General features: G+C 39.5%; 13 protein-coding genes and 1 pseudogene. 13 read left to right on the top strand and 1 reads right to left on the bottom strand.

The features are described 5' to 3' along the window. Window positions 1-4: 4 nt before the first annotated feature. The 12 genes and pseudogenes from ybeY to truB all read left to right on the top strand — a co-directional run bounded on the left by ybeY (window position 5) and on the right by truB (window position 12,964). Complete coding sequence (gene ybeY / locus HNQ69_RS02310; RefSeq protein WP_183228483.1) at window positions 5-481, top strand: rRNA maturation RNase YbeY; 477 nt, start codon at window positions 5-7, stop codon at window positions 479-481. Window positions 482-577: 96 nt separating this feature from the next. Next, window positions 578-1,597 carry a hemolysin family protein gene (locus tag HNQ69_RS02305; protein ID WP_183228482.1) on the top strand — a complete coding sequence of 340 codons (1,020 nt, stop codon included), beginning with the start codon at window positions 578-580 and terminating at the stop codon, window positions 1,595-1,597. Continuing rightward, window positions 1,578-3,194, top strand: coding sequence for an apolipoprotein N-acyltransferase (lnt, locus tag HNQ69_RS02300; RefSeq protein ID WP_183228687.1), 1,617 nt, complete (start codon window positions 1,578-1,580; stop codon window positions 3,192-3,194). The genes HNQ69_RS02305 and lnt overlap by 20 nt, the downstream gene beginning before the upstream one ends. Before the next feature lie 146 nt (window positions 3,195-3,340). Then, complete coding sequence (locus HNQ69_RS02295; RefSeq protein WP_183228481.1) at window positions 3,341-3,754, top strand: helix-turn-helix domain-containing protein; 414 nt, start codon at window positions 3,341-3,343, stop codon at window positions 3,752-3,754. A gap of 127 nt (window positions 3,755-3,881) precedes the next feature. Next, the gene (gene metK, locus HNQ69_RS02290; protein ID WP_183228480.1) at window positions 3,882-5,150 is read left to right on the top strand and encodes a methionine adenosyltransferase; all 1,269 of its coding nucleotides are present in this window, start codon (window positions 3,882-3,884) and stop codon (window positions 5,148-5,150) included. Then, window positions 5,147-5,848, top strand: a complete 702-nt coding sequence (locus HNQ69_RS02285) for a tRNA (guanine(46)-N(7))-methyltransferase TrmB (RefSeq protein ID WP_183228479.1) — start codon at window positions 5,147-5,149, stop codon at window positions 5,846-5,848. The genes metK and HNQ69_RS02285 overlap by 4 nt, the downstream gene beginning before the upstream one ends. A gap of 151 nt (window positions 5,849-5,999) precedes the next feature. After that, window positions 6,000-6,626, top strand: coding sequence for a ribosome maturation factor RimP (rimP, locus tag HNQ69_RS02280; protein WP_183228478.1), 627 nt, complete (start codon window positions 6,000-6,002; stop codon window positions 6,624-6,626). Window positions 6,627-6,674: 48 nt separating this feature from the next. Continuing rightward, window positions 6,675-8,306 carry a transcription termination factor NusA gene (gene nusA, locus HNQ69_RS02275; protein WP_183228477.1) on the top strand — a complete coding sequence of 544 codons (1,632 nt, stop codon included), beginning with the start codon at window positions 6,675-6,677 and terminating at the stop codon, window positions 8,304-8,306. Further along, complete coding sequence (locus tag HNQ69_RS02270; protein ID WP_183228476.1) at window positions 8,307-8,942, top strand: RNA-binding protein; 636 nt, start codon at window positions 8,307-8,309, stop codon at window positions 8,940-8,942. It abuts the gene before it with no gap. Continuing rightward, window positions 8,939-11,464 (top strand): translation initiation factor IF-2, encoded by a 2,526-nt coding sequence (infB, locus tag HNQ69_RS02265; protein ID WP_183228475.1) that lies wholly within the window; start codon window positions 8,939-8,941, stop codon window positions 11,462-11,464. Before HNQ69_RS02270 ends, infB begins: the two co-directional genes overlap by 4 nt. Window positions 11,465-11,589: 125 nt before the next feature. Then, window positions 11,590-12,000, top strand: a pseudogene (gene rbfA, locus HNQ69_RS02260) (30S ribosome-binding factor RbfA); the annotation flags it as partial. Window positions 12,001-12,004: 4 nt separating this feature from the next. Next, the gene (gene truB, locus HNQ69_RS02255) at window positions 12,005-12,964 is read left to right on the top strand and encodes a tRNA pseudouridine(55) synthase TruB (RefSeq protein WP_183228473.1); all 960 of its coding nucleotides are present in this window, start codon (window positions 12,005-12,007) and stop codon (window positions 12,962-12,964) included. 460 nt (window positions 12,965-13,424) lie between these two features. Here truB and HNQ69_RS02250 read toward each other — a convergent pair whose 3' ends face one another. Further along, window positions 13,425-15,053: an MFS transporter gene (locus HNQ69_RS02250; protein ID WP_183228472.1), complete on the bottom strand. Its 1,629-nt coding sequence runs from the start codon at window positions 15,051-15,053 to the stop codon at window positions 13,425-13,427. Window positions 15,054-15,369: 316 nt separating this feature from the next. On the opposite strand from HNQ69_RS02250, the gene rpsO reads away from it, so the two are divergent. Beyond that, entirely contained in the window at window positions 15,370-15,639 is a 270-nt protein-coding gene (rpsO, locus tag HNQ69_RS02245; RefSeq protein WP_183228471.1) for a 30S ribosomal protein S15, read from the top strand. Window positions 15,640-15,804: the final 165 nt, after the last annotated feature.

The raw sequence follows: 15,804 nt of genomic DNA, 5'->3' as shown, positions 1-15,804 counted from the left end.
CGTTATGATTATTATTGATATAATTGTTGAGAACGCTGGATGGAATGATGAAAAAATGCTTTATAATATTACAGAAAAAGCATTAACAACGACAATGCATCATATTTCATTAGAAAATATTGTAAGTGAAATCAGCCTACTTTTTACGGATGATAAACATATGGCACAGATTAATGCACAATGGCGTGGTAAAAACAAACCCACTAATGTATTATCCTTTCCTGCTTTTCCAATTAACGCTGGAGATCCTCCTGGACCCATGCTTGGTGATATCATTATTGCACGAGAAACTGTTGTACTTGAAGCAAAGAAAGAAGGAAAAATATTTCAAGATCACTTAACGCATATGATTGTCCATGGTACCCTCCATCTCCTTGGATACAACCATGAAACAGATGAGGAAGCGCATCATATGGAAAAGCTCGAAAGAGAAATTCTTCAAAAGCTTTTCATAAAAGATCCCTATGCTGAATTATCTTAAAATGATAAAAATTAACTTTTTAAATCAATATCCCATCATACAGTTTAAAATATCTTATGCCTCTATTATAAAAAGAGTTTAGAAGATTTCAAAATCATGGCAAATAAAACAAATATACAAAATAATAGTCAAACATCTTCTGATATTGAAGACCATCCCTCTCAACAGGCGAATCATACAGAAAAATACTCGCTGATGAACCACTTGCTTTCATTTTTACGTAGACGTAATTCTACATCACGGCGTGATGATCGTACTGTTGCACTTACTACGGATCATGAAAAAGACACAGCCTTCTTTTCACCTGAAGAACGTACTATGCTGCATAATCTTCTACACTTGCATGAAGCACGCGTTGATGATGTTATGATTCCACGTTCTGAAATAAAAGCATTAGAGATAAACACCCCTCTTGGTGATGCTCTTAAATGCTTTGCAAAAATTGGACATTCTCGCGTACCTGTTTATGCTGAAATCTTAGATGATCCACGTGGAATGATCCATATCCGTGATATCCTTAATTATATAACGCGCTTTATTATCAACTCAGCCCAAACCGAGCAGAAATCTGATTCGCTCCAGTTAAACCATACGCATTTACACACTCCAATCGGTGAATTAGATCTGATTCGAACAGTCCTGTTCGTTCCTAGTTCCATGCTGGCAAGCAAACTATTAACACGTATGCAAACCACACGAACACAAATGGCTTTAGTTATTGATGAACATGGCGGTACAGATGGTTTAGTTTCAATGGAAGATATTGTCGAACTGATCGTTGGTGATATTGAAGATGAACATGATAATGTTGACAATGCTATTGTACGTGAACCCAATAATAAATGGCTTGTTGACGCCAAAACCGAACTAGAGGATGTTGAAAAAGCTCTTGGTCCTGATTTTGTTGTAGGTGAATATGGTGATGACGTCGATACCATTGGTGGTTTGATTGTCTCTATTCTTGACCGCATTCCAGCAAAAGGTGAAGTGGTTGAAGCTGTACCTGGTTATCAGTTTCGTATTTTAGAAGCTGATAAACGTCGGATTAAGCGGTTGCGCATTTTTCGTATTCCAGAAAATAAAAATTTTGAAAATAATGCCATCCCCAAAGAATAGACAAACATTTTTAAAAAATTTCACACTTTTCTTGTTTTCTGCTACTGGCTGGAAACGACAAATGTGTGTGTTTCTATGTGGTGCTTTTACATCTCTTGCGCTTCCACCCTTTTATTTAACCCCCCTTTGCTTCTTAACTTTTCCTATCTTTGTTGTTTTACTTGACTCAATCCGTACTATCCAAAACAGTAGAAAGCGCTATCTAACCTACGCTCTAAGCTGTGGAACCTTTGGCTTCAGTTATTTTATTTGTGGCCTTTGGTGGTTGTGTAATGCTTTGTTCACAGATCCAGTTGCTTTTGGTTGGGCAGTGCCATTTGCCATTCTTGGCCCTCCCCTTTACCTTTCTCTTTATTGGTTTTTTGCTGGTTTTATTGTTGGTTTATTGTGGATAAAAGGGATTGCACGCTTCTTTGTTCTGGCCTTTGCGCTAGGATTGGCAGAGTGGTTGCGCGCACTTTTATTTACAGGTTTTCCATGGAATGCTCTTGGCTATACAGCGATGCCAACGCCAATGCTCATGCAGTCCGATGCAATCATAGGCCTTCAGGGAATGAATATTCTTACTGTCCTAGTCTACAGTTTACCAGCTGTTTTATTAACAAATGAGAAAAAGAAAACAGCGCTTTCTCTTTGTTTATCACTTATATTGCTCCATAGCGGCTTTGGATTTTACCGCCTTAGTACCATACCCAATACAGCAGATCAGAAAAAAAGCAATTATTGGGTACGTATTGTTCAACCTTCTATCCAGCAAAACATAAAATGGAGTCATGCGACACAAGAAGCTATATTTGCAGCGCATATGCGCTTGAGTGCAACACCAAAAGCGGCTCACAATCCAGAACCTGACTTTATCGTATGGCCGGAAGCATCCATTCCTTACCTTCTCGATGATAACTCTATTACCACAATGCGCATTGCTTCTCTTCTACAACCTAAACAATGGGCTATTATTGGTGCTATACGTGCGAGTAACGATCCCCTTGATACACAAATGCACTATTTTAATACGATTGCAGTCATTAACAATAAAGGTAATATTTTAAATACCTCTGATAAACTTCATCTGGTCCCTTTTGGTGAATATCTTCCTTATCGAAGTTTATTGGAAAAAATTGGATTGCATATCCTTACTAATAATATTGGTGGATATAGCGCTGCAAGTGTGCGCAAAATTGTCACGATGCCAAATGGATTTTCTTATCTCCCTCTGATTTGTTATGAAGCAATATTTCCCAATGAAATGGCTTTTAAAGGTCCTCCTCCTCAAGCCATCCTTAATGTTACTAATGATGCATGGTTTGGCGTAACGCCAGGCCCCTACCAACATCTTCAACAAGCACAGCTTCGTGCTGTTGAACTGGGAATCCCCCTCATACGAGCAGCCAATAATGGAATATCTGCTGTTATTGATTCTTATGGACGAATCGTTGTAGCTCTCCAGCAAAATGCTGTTGGCATTATTGATGCGCCGATTCCGTTACCTGCTACTTCTATAGGAAGCAATGAATACAGAACTTTCTCTACTTTCATCTTATTTATTCTTATGCTATTGTGCCGCATCAGTTTTGGTTCTACAAAACAGCTTAAATGATCAAATGCCCATGTACGGTGTTACATTATGCAGGCCAGTAATATTGGGAAAAAGTATTAAATATTCTCTTAATTATATGATAAACAAACCTTATATAAATTTTATGTTGGTTTGGCAGTAAAGTGCTGGAAATAAAGAGTTACATTATGACCGAGACTAGAAAAAAACCCGACCCTATAGATATCTATGTCGGAGCCCGTATCCGTTTACGTCGTAATATTTTAGGACTGACCCAAGAAAAATTGGGGGAAAAATTGGGTATCACTTTCCAACAAGTTCAAAAATATGAAAAAGGTACAAACCGTATTGGTGCGAGTCGTCTTCAAGCAATTGCAGAAATTATGGATGTTCCCGTTTCTTATTTTTTTGACAAAGGCATTAATACAAACCATGTAGAAGGCTTTGCTGAAAGCGACAATGATTTTATGGATTTTTGCTCTAGCAGTGAGGGAATCCAGCTCATGCGTGCTTTTACTAATATATCTGATGCTAGAGTGCGTCGAAAAATCATTGACTTGGCAAAAGCACTCTCTGAAGAAGATATGACAAACAAGCTATAAATAAAACTACACTTTCTCTCATTCACTTTATAAATTAGCACTGACGATTTGCTATGGGATTGGCAAAGAGGAGTGACTTTAATAGACAGTTAATAAACTATTGGTTTTCTTTTTTGCAGGAGTTCCTATGCCGCATCAAGATTATTTTTTTACAAGTGAATCGGTATCGGAAGGTCATCCCGACAAAATTTGTGATCGTATTTCCGATGAAATTGTTGATATGATTTACAAAGAAGCTCAAAAAACTGGTACGGATCCATGGTTAGTACGAATTGCTTGTGAAACTTTAGTCAGTGTAAACCGTGTCGTTATAGCCGGTGAGTTGCGTGTTCCTGATACACTGTTAAAAAGAAATAAAAATAAAGAATTTATCTGTGATGAAACTGGCATTCCAATTATTAATCCTACTCGTTTTCGTGCAGTAGCACGTCGTGCTATTCGTGCAATTGGTTATGAACAAGCAGGCTTTCATTGGAAGACTGTTAAAATTGATGTTCTTTTACGCCCTCAATCAATAGATATTGCACGTGGAGTTGATAACGCTAAGGATCGGCATGGTGAAGAAGGAGCAGGGGATCAAGGCATTATGTTTGGATATGCTTGCAACGAAACATCCGACTTCATGCCTGCACCAATTTATTATGCGCATAAAGTTCTCAAACTTCTTGCTGCAGCCCGCCATAAAAAGGAAGGAGAAGCTGGAAAATTAGGACCAGATGCTAAAAGCCAAATAACGATACGGTATAAAAATGGAAAACCTATAGAGGTAACGTCTATCGTTCTTTCAACACAACATTTAGATGAAAACTGGGATTCGAATAAAGTACGTACAGTAGTTGAGCCTTATATTCGTCAGGCTTTACATGATATTCCCATTTCTGATCAATGCAGTTGGTATATTAATCCAACAGGGAAATTTGTCATCGGTGGTCCTCAAAGCGATGCGGGATTAACAGGGCGCAAAATTATCGTTGACACTTATGGAGGCGCAGCACCCCATGGTGGAGGCGCTTTTTCAGGCAAAGATACAACAAAAGTTGATCGTTCTGCAGCTTATGCTGCACGCTATCTAGCTAAGAATATTGTTGCTGCTGGTTTAGCGGAACGATGTACCATTCAACTTTCCTATGCAATTGGTATTGCACAACCCTTATCCATTTATCTTAATCTCCATGGAACAGGAAAAGTCGATGAAAAAAATCTTGAAACAGCCATTCGCAAAATAATGGACCTTTCACCGACTGGCATCCGAAAACATTTAGATCTCAACAAACCGATTTATGCAAAAACAGCTGCTTATGGTCATTTTGGACGCAAACCCAAAGATGATGGTTCTTTTTCATGGGAAAAAATTGATCTCATTAAAACACTTCAAACAATAATTAATTTGCCATGATTGACCATAATACACGTACGCGTAGAGCCTTTTTTAGTCGCCGACAAGGAAAGCGGCTACGCAGCAATCAGCTTTCACGTATAAAAACACTTCTTCCAACTCTTAACATTGATTTAAATACCCTTCCACCCTTAGATTTAACAACTTTATTTCCCAGTAAAGTAAGAGAAGTCCGGATTGAAATTGGCTTTGGGGGAGGTGAACATTTGCTTCATGAAATGAAACATTTTCCGCAAACTGGTTTTATTGGCATAGAGCCTTTTATCAATGGTATGGCAAAAATTTTACTTTCTCTAGAACAACATAAACAGTATCAAAATCATCTTCGCCTTTATGATGATGATGCCACACACCTCCTTGATTGGCTTCCCAGTGCATCACTTGATGGAATAGACATTTTCTATCCTGATCCATGGCCCAAAAAGAAACATTGGAAAAGGCGCTTCATCAACATAGAAAATCTTAACCGTTTTGCTCGCATTCTTAAAACAGGGAAAAAGCTCCGCTTTGCTAGCGATATAGGTAGTTACGTAAACTGGACTCTTTATCATTGTGCACAGCATGGTAGCTTTGAGTGGGAAGCCGAAAATCCTGAGGACTGGAAAAAACCTTATCCGATATGGATAGGAACCCGCTATGAAGCAAAAGCTCTACGTGAAGGACGAACACCGGCTTATCTTACCTTTATCAAGAGATAAATGATGAAATGTTCTTCTGATAAACAACTTGAAAAATTTTGAATTTAAGAGTATCAATAACGTAATTCTTGGTCTTATGATGGAGAGTGGGCTTCTGGACCCGCTCTTTTTTAATGTCATAAAGCTGATGAAAATGATTTAGGTAAAGTGTATGAATGAAGCTGGAAAAATAAATGATCTTAACGAACCGCGTCTGTTTGAAGAAGATGGCATCGAAGCACGTGTTGCTGCTCTTGTCATACCATTGCTTAGACCTTTAGGGTTTCGTTTGGTTCGCGTAAAACTTCTTGGTTTAAATGGTTTAACACTGCAGATTATGGCTGAACGCGCTGATGGCTCTATGACCGTAGAAGATTGTGAAACTGTTAGTCGGACTGTTTCCCCCCTTCTTGATGTGCAAAATGTTATTGAACGCAAATATCATTTAGAAATTTCATCTCCTGGAATTGATCGCCCACTGGTAAGAAAGTCTGACTTTTTTCACTGGCAAGGGCATATTGCAAAAATTGAAACTAAAACAACAATTGATGGACGCAAAAAATTTCGTGGAATACTTAAAGATATCACACAGGATGGATTTACTTTAAACACTGATAAAGCCGCTTATGGAGAAGCTATGTATACCTCTATCCCCTTTTGTGATATCACAAATGCGCATTTGGTACTTACCGATGAACTTATTTGTGACGCATTGAAAAAAAATAAAAAATTAAGTCAACAATTCATTCCAGAAGATAATCCTAACGTTTCAAAACAGACGTCAGATTACAAGAATTAATATTACTGGGAAAATGCCTATCGTGTGGCACAAAGAAGGAGAAAATTGATGGCTACAAGCGCTAACAGGCTTGAAATTCTGCAAATTGCAGATGCTGTTGCACGTGAAAAATCAATTGATCGTGAAATTGTCATTTCTGCTATGGCCGATGCTATTCAAAAAGCGGCGCGTTCTCGTTATGGTCAGGAAACCAATATCCGTGCTGAAATTAATTCTAAAACGGGTGAAATTAAATTACAACGCCTGCTTAAAATTGTTGATGTTGTTGAAGATTATACAAGTGAGATCACTTTATCCGATGCACTTAAACGCCAAGCAGATGCAAAAATTGGTGATTTTTTTGCTGATCTTTTACCTCCTATGGACTTTGGACGTATCGCGGCACAATCTGCTAAACAGGTCATTGTACAAAAGGTCCGCGATGCAGAACGTGACCAGCAATATGAAGAATTTAAAAATAAAATTGGTGAAATTATTTCTGGTACAGTAAAACGGGTGGAATATGGCAATGTTATCGTTGATCTAGGACGTGGCGAAGCTATCGTGCGTCGTGATGAATTAATTCCACGTGAATCCTTCCGCTATGGAGATCGTATTCGTGCTTTTGTTAATAATGTGCATCGTGAAACGCGCGGTCCACAAATTTTCCTTTCACGCACACATCCTCAATTTATGGTAAAACTTTTTACCATGGAAGTTCCAGAAATCTATGATGGTATTATAGAAATTAAATCTGTTGCCCGTGATCCAGGTTCACGTGCTAAAATTGCTGTTGTCTCACGTGATGGTTCCATTGATCCTGTTGGAGCATGTGTTGGGATGCGGGGAAGCCGTGTTCAAGCTGTCGTTGCAGAACTACAAGGCGAAAAAATTGATATTATTCCTTGGTCCCCTGATGCTGCAACATTTATCGTCAATGCACTGCAACCCGCCGAAGTTTCCAAAGTTGTTCTCGATGAAGATGCAGAACGCATTGAAGTCATTGTGCCTGATGACCAACTCAGTCTTGCCATTGGTCGGCGTGGACAAAATGTTCGTTTAGCCTCACAATTAACAGGATGGAATATTGATATCTTAACAGAACAGGAAGAATCTGAAAACCGTCAGAAAGAATTTGCTGAACGCACTAAATTGTTTATGGAATCCTTAGATGTTGATGAAATGATCGGACAGGTTATGGCATCAGAAGGATTTTCTTCTATTGAGGAAATCGCCTATATTGATCTCGAAGAAATCGCTTCTATTGATGGTTTTGATCATGAGACTGCTGCCGAGATCCAAAACCGTGCGCGTGAATATCTCGAACATAAAGAAAAAGAACTTGATGAAAAGCGCAAAAAACTTGGTGTTTGCGACGAACTGCGAACACTTCCTGGAATGACAAGTGCTATGTTGGTTGCTATTGGTGAAGATGGTGTAAAAACAATGGAAGACTTTGCGGGCTATGCAGTCGACGATTTGGCTGGCTGGAGAGAACGTAAAGAAGATCAAATACAAAACTTTTCTGGTATCCTGACCCCATTTGATATTACACGTGCTGATGCAGAAGCTATGGTTTTAGCCGCACGTGTGCAAGCAGGCTGGATAGACCAAGCTGATCTTGTTACAGAAAATCCTGTAGAAAGTGAAAATTCTGTAGAAGATGAAAAAACAGATAATGTGAATGTGGATACACTTTAAATGAATGAACGGACATGCATTGTGACAAGAAAAAATGCTTCAGCAGAAACGCTGATCCGTTTTGTTATTGGTCCCAATAATCAAATTGTTCCTGATCTTAAATCTAATTTACCTGGACGTGGTGTTTGGATCTCTGCTCGTTGCTCTGCCATTGAAACAGCAATCAAACAGAAAGCTTTTAACAAAAGTTTTAAAACAGATGTTGAAGTGGCGCCAAATCTTGCACACATTGTTGATAAATTGTTGCTAAAAGCTGCGCTTTCAAGCCTTTCTATGGCACGAAAAGCAGGTGCCATTGTTATGGGGGCAACAAAAGTTGATGCAGCTATACGCTCTGATCAAGTCATTCTTGTACTTCATGCCAAAGAAGCTACAGAAGATGGGAAACGGAAAATTGCACAAGCTATCCACACAATACAACAGCAAACAAATAGAGATATAAAAATCCTGTCTTTATTTACAAGTAATGAAATGCAGGTGGCTTTTGGCGCTAATCCTGTAATGCATGCGGCCTTATTGGACATCAAAGCTGCTGAAGGATTTTTCAAAACGATATACAAACTAGTCGTCTATCGTGGTGACAAACAGAGCAAGCCTGATGAGATGACGGCTCAAGCCGTGAAGGAAGTACAATGAGTGAAAATAATAACGACAAAACAACAGTCAAGAGGACACTAACCTTAAAGCGGTCAGTCCTGGAAACAAGCACGGTCAAACAAAACTTTAGCCATGGCCGTACAAAGGCTGTGGTTGTCGAAACTAAACGGCGAAAAATTACGCGACCCGATGAAAAAGCTGAAATACAACAGTCAATTACGAGACCACATGTGGCTTCCCAGCGCTCTAAACCACAATTCGAAGAAACAAAGCCAAGCAAACCTATCGCTAAAAGCAACCTTTCTTCCGCTGAAATGGAAGCGAGAATCCGTGCGTTAGAAGAAGCACATATCCAAGAAAAAATAACGCGTGAACAAACCGAAGAAAAAGCAAGACGCGCAAAAGAACTTGAAGAAAGCTTGCGGCAGTCAATTCAAGAAACAGAAAAACACCAAGAAGAAGAAAAGCAACCAGTACAGACTCCACCACTTCCCCCTGCCCACTCCCCAATAGAACCGATAGATATCCCTATCACGCCTAAAAATACAATTGTAATTGAAAAACGCAAAGTAGACGAAAATAAAGAAGAAGACGATCGGCCTAGCCGACGCGCTAACCCTGCTAAATCAGAAGTGCGTGCACCAAAAGTTGTAAAAGGTGCTGACGAACGGCGCCGTGGAAAATTAACCCTCAGCAGCGCTCTAGACGAAGAAGGGAGTGCACGTGGGCGCTCAATGGCTGCAATGCGCCGCAGGCAAGAAAAATTTAAACGTGCACAAAACCAAGAGCCAAGGGAAAAAATTTCTCGCGAAGTTGTGCTTCCTGAAACTATTACTATTCAAGAACTCGCACAACGGATGACTGAACGCTCTGTTGATGTGATTAAATTTCTGATGAAACAGGGACAAATGATGAAACCCGGCGATATTATTGATGCAGATGTTGCTGAACTCATTGCCTTTGAATTTGGTCATACTGTTAAACGCGTCTTAGAATCTGACATCGAAGAAGGCATCTTTAATATAGCTGATAACCCTCAAAAAATGCAGCAGCGTCCACCCGTTGTAACAATTATGGGCCATGTCGACCATGGAAAAACTTCTCTTCTCGATGCTATTCGAAAAGCAAATGTTGTTTCTGGTGAAGCTGGAGGTATTACACAGCATATTGGTGCTTATCAAGTCGAGCAAAACGGTCAAAAGATTACCTTTATTGATACACCTGGACATGCTGCCTTCACAGCTATGCGTGCTCGGGGAGCTCGTGTTACGGATATTGCCGTTCTTGTCGTAGCCGCTGATGATAGTGTCATGCCACAAACGATTGAATCAATTAATCATGCCAAAGATGCTGGCGTGCCCATTATTGTTGCTATCAATAAAATTGATAAACCGGCTGCTGATGCACAAAAAGTGCGTACAGAGCTTTTACAACATGAAGTATTTGTTGAAACTATGGGTGGAGAAACTTTGGAAGTCGAAGTTTCTGCTAAAACTGGACAAAACCTTGATAAACTTCTCGAAGCTATTCTCCTTCAAGCTGAAATTCTTGATCTGAAAGCAGATCCTGAACGAACAGCAGAAGGCGTTGTTATTGAAGCAAAACTGGATCGAGGACGTGGGTCTGTTGCGACAGTTCTTGTTCAAAAAGGTACATTACATCCTTCTGATATTATTGTTGCGGGCAATGAATGGGGACGAGTGCGCGCTTTAATTGATGACCATGGTCGTCATGTCAAAGAAGCAATTCCCTCTACACCCATTGAAATTTTAGGTATGCAAGGAACACCGCAAGCTGGTGACCGTTTTGCTGTTGTCACACATGAAGCAAAAGCTCGGGAAATTGCCGAATATCGCCAACGATTAGCGCATGATAAAGCTGTAGCGCGGCAAACTGGTTCACGTGGCTCTCTTGAACAGATGATGACCAAATTACAAACTACTGGCGTTAAAGAATTTCCTCTTATTATTAAGGGAGATGTGCAAGGATCAATTGAAGCAATCGTTTCGGCTTTGGAAAAATTAGGGAATGAAGAAGTTCGTGCACGCATTGTACATGCTGGGGCTGGAGGTATCACTGAAAGTGATATTTCTCTTGCTGAAGCTTCTAACTCAGCAGTAATTGGCTTTAATGTGCGCGCTAATAAACAAGCGCGTGATTTTGCAAAAACACAAGGAATTGAAATTCGTTATTATAACATCATCTACGATCTTGTTGACGATATCAAAGCTGCCATGTCAGGATTACTTTCACCAGAGCAGCGTGAGACTTTCCTTGGTAACGCTGAAATTTTAGAAGTCTTTAACATTACAAAAATCGGAAAAGTTGCTGGGTGTCGTGTTACAGAAGGTAAAATAGAACGAGGAGCGGGTGTTCGCCTTATCCGTGATAATATTGTCATACATGAAGGAAAGCTTAAAACACTCAAACGCTTCAAGGATGAAGTCAGTGAAGTACAAAGTGGTCAAGAATGTGGAATAGCATTCGAAAACTATGAAGACATACGCGCAGGAGACATCATTGAAACCTTTCACATCGAACATATTAATCGCACATTATAAATAATCCAATAGCTTTATTCTATAGTGAAATAAGAAAAGCTATTGGATTTATACGCTATGCTTCCCTTCTTTCTTAATCTTTTAAGAGAGTTAGAAGAGGGAGTAATGGTAATAGGGATAAAACTTCGATGAAAAATGCAGGACCATCACAACGGCAACTAAGAGTGGGAGAACAGGTGCGCTACGCAGTAGCGCATATACTACAGCGTGGTATTTTAGTCGATGATGCCTTGAAAAATATGGTGATTTCTATCTCTGAAGTACGCATGTCACCAGATTTAAAAATTGCTACCTGCTTTGTTTCTCCTCTCAGCACTCTTAAAAATACGCCTCATGTTGATGTCGTTGCCGTCCTCAATAAACATAGTCGTTTCATCCGTAGGGAAATCAACCATGCGTTGCGACAAATGAGATATATGCCTGAACTTCGCTTTCGACTTGATAAAAGTTTTGATAATTTTTCAAAAATTGATGCTCTGCTTCGTTCACCTGAAGTAGCACGCGATCTCCACCAGAATGATGAATTTGAGAGTTAAAAATATGGCACGGCAACGCAAAAAAAGAGGTCGTCCTGTTTCTGGCTGGATAATATTTGATAAACCAAAAGGAATGAGATCAACAGAAGCTGTTGCACAAATTAAATGGCTTTTTCATGCGCAAAAAGCAGGACATGCTGGTACGCTTGATCCTCTTGCTTCTGGTCTCCTACCAATTGCCCTGGGGGAAGCAACCAAAACCGTTCCCTACGTTATGCAAGGCACAAAAACTTATCGTTTTCACATCGTTTGGGGGGAAGAGCGCTCAACAGACGATTTAGAGGGTGAAATAACGAAGAAATCTCTTAAACGTCCAACACAAGAAGAAATACTCGCCCTTCTCCCTCAATATACAGGCGTTATTTTGCAAACGCCTCCACAGTTTTCGGCAATTAAAATTGCTGGTAATCGAGCCTATGATCTCGCACGTGAAGGTGAGATTGTTGAAATTCCACCACGCCAAGTAGAAATAGAAACTTTCAAATTAATAGAAACTGCGACTAAAGAGCGTTCTATCTTTGAGATAACCTGTGGAAAAGGAACCTATGTGCGCTCCTTAGCACGCGATATGGGACGTGATCTTGGTTGTTATGGGTATATTGCTGATTTAAGACGTATTGCAGTAGCGCCTTTTTGTGAAGATGATTTTATCACATGGGATGAATTAAAAGCGGTAGCATTCGATAAAAGTGTAACAGATGAAAATGATACGTCTTTCCAAAGAAATTTCTCAACACTTGATGCACTTTTAACCGAAACAGGTGCTGCACTGAATTGCCTCTCTCATTATACCCTTAGCGGATCCCAAGCACAGCGAGTCATGATGGGTAATCCCGTGCTTCTTTGTAATCACAATGGACCTATTGATGAAGATGAGGTTTGTGTCGTCTACAAAGGCCAACTTCTTGCTATAGGCACCCTTGACAAGAGCTTATTCAAGCCAAAGCGGATTTTCACAACGTAATTCGTTTTTTCTCACAACAATCTCTTCCAAAAAGATATCTTCTCAAATTAATGAAAAGAAGTGAACTCTTTTCATTGCGCTATCTTCGTCTTTTAAAGATATTTCATATCATAACTTACATCAGTGATGCATTCATACGTCCAACCTTAGTTCGCACAATAAAGTACAAGAAACTATCTTTATCGTTTTAAATCGTTTCTTTGATTATTACGACATACATGTGCATATACTACCGTGTTAAGAAAAATTTTTTTAAATAGAAAATTAAGGCTTTAGCCTAAACAAACCTTACTGCTCATAACCTCAAACTGTTTGTTCAGTAGAACATCTATCCTCAACTTATCAAATATAAAAAACTCATTGAAGAACCCTATCCTGTTTGTATCAATAAATTTATCCGTAAAAATAGTATTGCACATATCGAATAATTCACAAAAAAACTATTCTAACCTTCTTCCCCTCAAGGTAACTGTTCAGTAGAGGGCTTTAAATGCATCTCACTGGCATGCGGTATTGTCTGTCGCTCAATCATACGATGTACTTTTATACCATCTGGCATACGATTTAAGTGACGCAAGAGCTTATTTACTTCTGCATCTGATTTTGTACGACGGTGATTATGACGCAGATAATCTACCCATGTTGGCATATGATACGCTTCCGTCCAATATTCAGGCCTTTCAAGATCACGTAAAAGAACCCATTGACGAGCGCCATCACGTAAACGAATATGGCGGCGACGTGTCATCACGTTAAGAAATTCTTCAAGATCATTTTCATGAATTTGATAATCGATCATAATCATGATCGGACCGCTTCGTGCTTTTAAGTCGAGTAAAAGCTCAGGTTCTCTGAAATGATCAAGCGGATCAAGATCTATCTGAGGGATTTCTTGAATCCTAAACTTTACTCCTGCAAGAGCTCCCAAAACCAAGAATAGAGAGCAAATACTCAAAGCAACTGTTGGAGAATAAGCATCAGCCAAAACGCCCCAAATTACACTTCCCACAGCCATCCCCCCATAAGATGCCGTCTGATAAAGTGCTAAAGCCCGTGCAACAACCCAGCGTGGTGTGGAAAGCTGTACAGATGTATTAAACAGCGATAATGCCAAAACCCAGCATAAACCTGCAGGAAATAACGCAAGGTGGCTTATAATCAACGAACGGCTCATTGCTAAAAAAAAGCAGGAAAAGGCAAAACCAATAAATGCACTTGCAATAACCGTTTCTGAACGAAAATAATTCCGTATAAATGAATTAGTAATACCAGCTGTCATGGCTCCTAAACCAAAACAACCGAGCAATGTACCATAAAGGAGTGCACTCCCCCCAAGAATTTTATGCACAACAATTGGCAAAAGTGCTAAAATCGAAATCGCTCCAATACCAAAAAGGAATGCCCTGACCATAATACTCAGAAGATTAGGCGACATCATAACATAACGCAAACCATCTGAGACAGCTCCTAAAAATCTTTCCCGTGGCAATGGGTTGTTTTTAGTGCTTGGTTTCCAAAAAAACAAAGCACTAATTAAAGGAATGTAACTTATCGCATTGAACAAAAAAGCGGCAGCAGCACCAAGAATAGCAATGATGGCACCACCAATAGCAGGGCCTACACTACGCATCAAATTAAAACCGACACTGTTCAAACTAACAGCAGCAGGAATATTTTCCCTGCTCACAATGTCTCCGATTGTTGCTTGCCAAGAAGGATTATAAAAGGCCGTTCCACACCCAATCAAAAACGTAAAACATAATAGAAACCAAGGTGTTAGAACCCCCATATAGGATAAAACAGCCAAGCTTATTGATATAACCATCATCATGATCTGCGCACACAACATAATCTGACGCCGATTAAAATTGTCAGCCAAAGCCCCTGCCATCAGTGAAAACATAACAAGTGGCAATGTTGTAGCACTTTGAACAAAACCAACCATGGAATGCGAAGAACTGATCAACGCCATTAGCCACCCTGCTCCTACCGACTGGACAAGCGCTCCTAGATTAGAAATAAGAGTGGATGACCACAAATTCCGAAATACCGAATTGCGAAAAAGTTCTAATGTCGAGATATTCTGCATCTTTTGCCTCCAAATCAGTATTTATTGCTTTTTTATCATGCACACACTCTGCAAAGCAGTAATCTTTGTATCAAAAGGATGCATAATTCTTTAAAAATTTCTCATAAAACCATATTAAAATTAATATTTCAAAACAAAATCCTTTATTTAAAGAAGGTTTTTGAGATACTTTTAAGGACTAGCATTTTAACCTCCTTTCCTATATAAATGCCAAAACAAGTGAGAGTCTTTAGCTCTTCTTGTTTCATCACAGACCCTTGCTGAACGACATCTCGGCTGTGGGTGACTTTTTTTCGTTTTTTGAAAGGATAATACGATGTCGATTACAGCTGAACGTAAACAAGCTCTTGTCGCGGAATACGCAAATAAAGCCGGTGATACAGGATCACCAGAGGTACAGGTTGCTGTGCTATCTGAACGTATTTCTAATTTGACTAACCATTTTAAGTCTCACAAAAAAGATAACCATTCTCGTCGTGGTCTTTTGAAAATGGTATCTCAACGCCGTCGCCTTCTTGATTACCTTAAAGGAGTTGATCCAAATCGTTATCAGACACTTATCAGAAAGTTAGGTTTGCGTCGCTAAAAAAATGGGTGGCATTTCTAAAAAAGCCCACCCATTTTTCCAGCTTGTTGCTTTTAGTTAAAAACTGATGACTAATCATTATAGGGCAGGATTGCTAGTTACTTCGTGTTCGAATGGCGATTTACTTCTCTCTCTTCGCGGAAATACAGAAGTGTCTTGTTGTCC

Source organism: Bartonella callosciuri (genome assembly GCF_014203215.1).
GTDB classification, from domain to species: Bacteria; Pseudomonadota; Alphaproteobacteria; order Rhizobiales; family Rhizobiaceae; genus Bartonella; species Bartonella callosciuri.
Note: the sequence above shows the minus strand (reverse complement) of the source record. Positions and strands in the feature narration are given on the sequence as shown.

Coding starts and splice junctions, on each gene's coding strand:
- rimP (WP_183228478.1), top strand. CDS start 6,000: ATGAATGAAGCTGGAAAAATAAATGATCTTAACGAACCGCGTCTGTTT.
- HNQ69_RS02285 (WP_183228479.1), top strand. CDS start 5,147: ATGATTGACCATAATACACGTACGCGTAGAGCCTTTTTTAGTCGCCGA.
- HNQ69_RS02270 (WP_183228476.1), top strand. CDS start 8,307: ATGAATGAACGGACATGCATTGTGACAAGAAAAAATGCTTCAGCAGAA.
- HNQ69_RS02250 (WP_183228472.1), bottom strand. CDS start 15,053: ATGCAGAATATCTCGACATTAGAACTTTTTCGCAATTCGGTATTTCGG.
- truB (WP_183228473.1), top strand. CDS start 12,005: ATGGCACGGCAACGCAAAAAAAGAGGTCGTCCTGTTTCTGGCTGGATA.
- ybeY (WP_183228483.1), top strand. CDS start 5: ATGATTATTATTGATATAATTGTTGAGAACGCTGGATGGAATGATGAA.
- infB (WP_183228475.1), top strand. CDS start 8,939: ATGAGTGAAAATAATAACGACAAAACAACAGTCAAGAGGACACTAACC.
- nusA (WP_183228477.1), top strand. CDS start 6,675: ATGGCTACAAGCGCTAACAGGCTTGAAATTCTGCAAATTGCAGATGCT.
- lnt (WP_183228687.1), top strand. CDS start 1,578: ATGCCATCCCCAAAGAATAGACAAACATTTTTAAAAAATTTCACACTT.
- rpsO (WP_183228471.1), top strand. CDS start 15,370: ATGTCGATTACAGCTGAACGTAAACAAGCTCTTGTCGCGGAATACGCA.
- HNQ69_RS02305 (WP_183228482.1), top strand. CDS start 578: ATGGCAAATAAAACAAATATACAAAATAATAGTCAAACATCTTCTGAT.
- metK (WP_183228480.1), top strand. CDS start 3,882: ATGCCGCATCAAGATTATTTTTTTACAAGTGAATCGGTATCGGAAGGT.
- HNQ69_RS02295 (WP_183228481.1), top strand. CDS start 3,341: ATGACCGAGACTAGAAAAAAACCCGACCCTATAGATATCTATGTCGGA.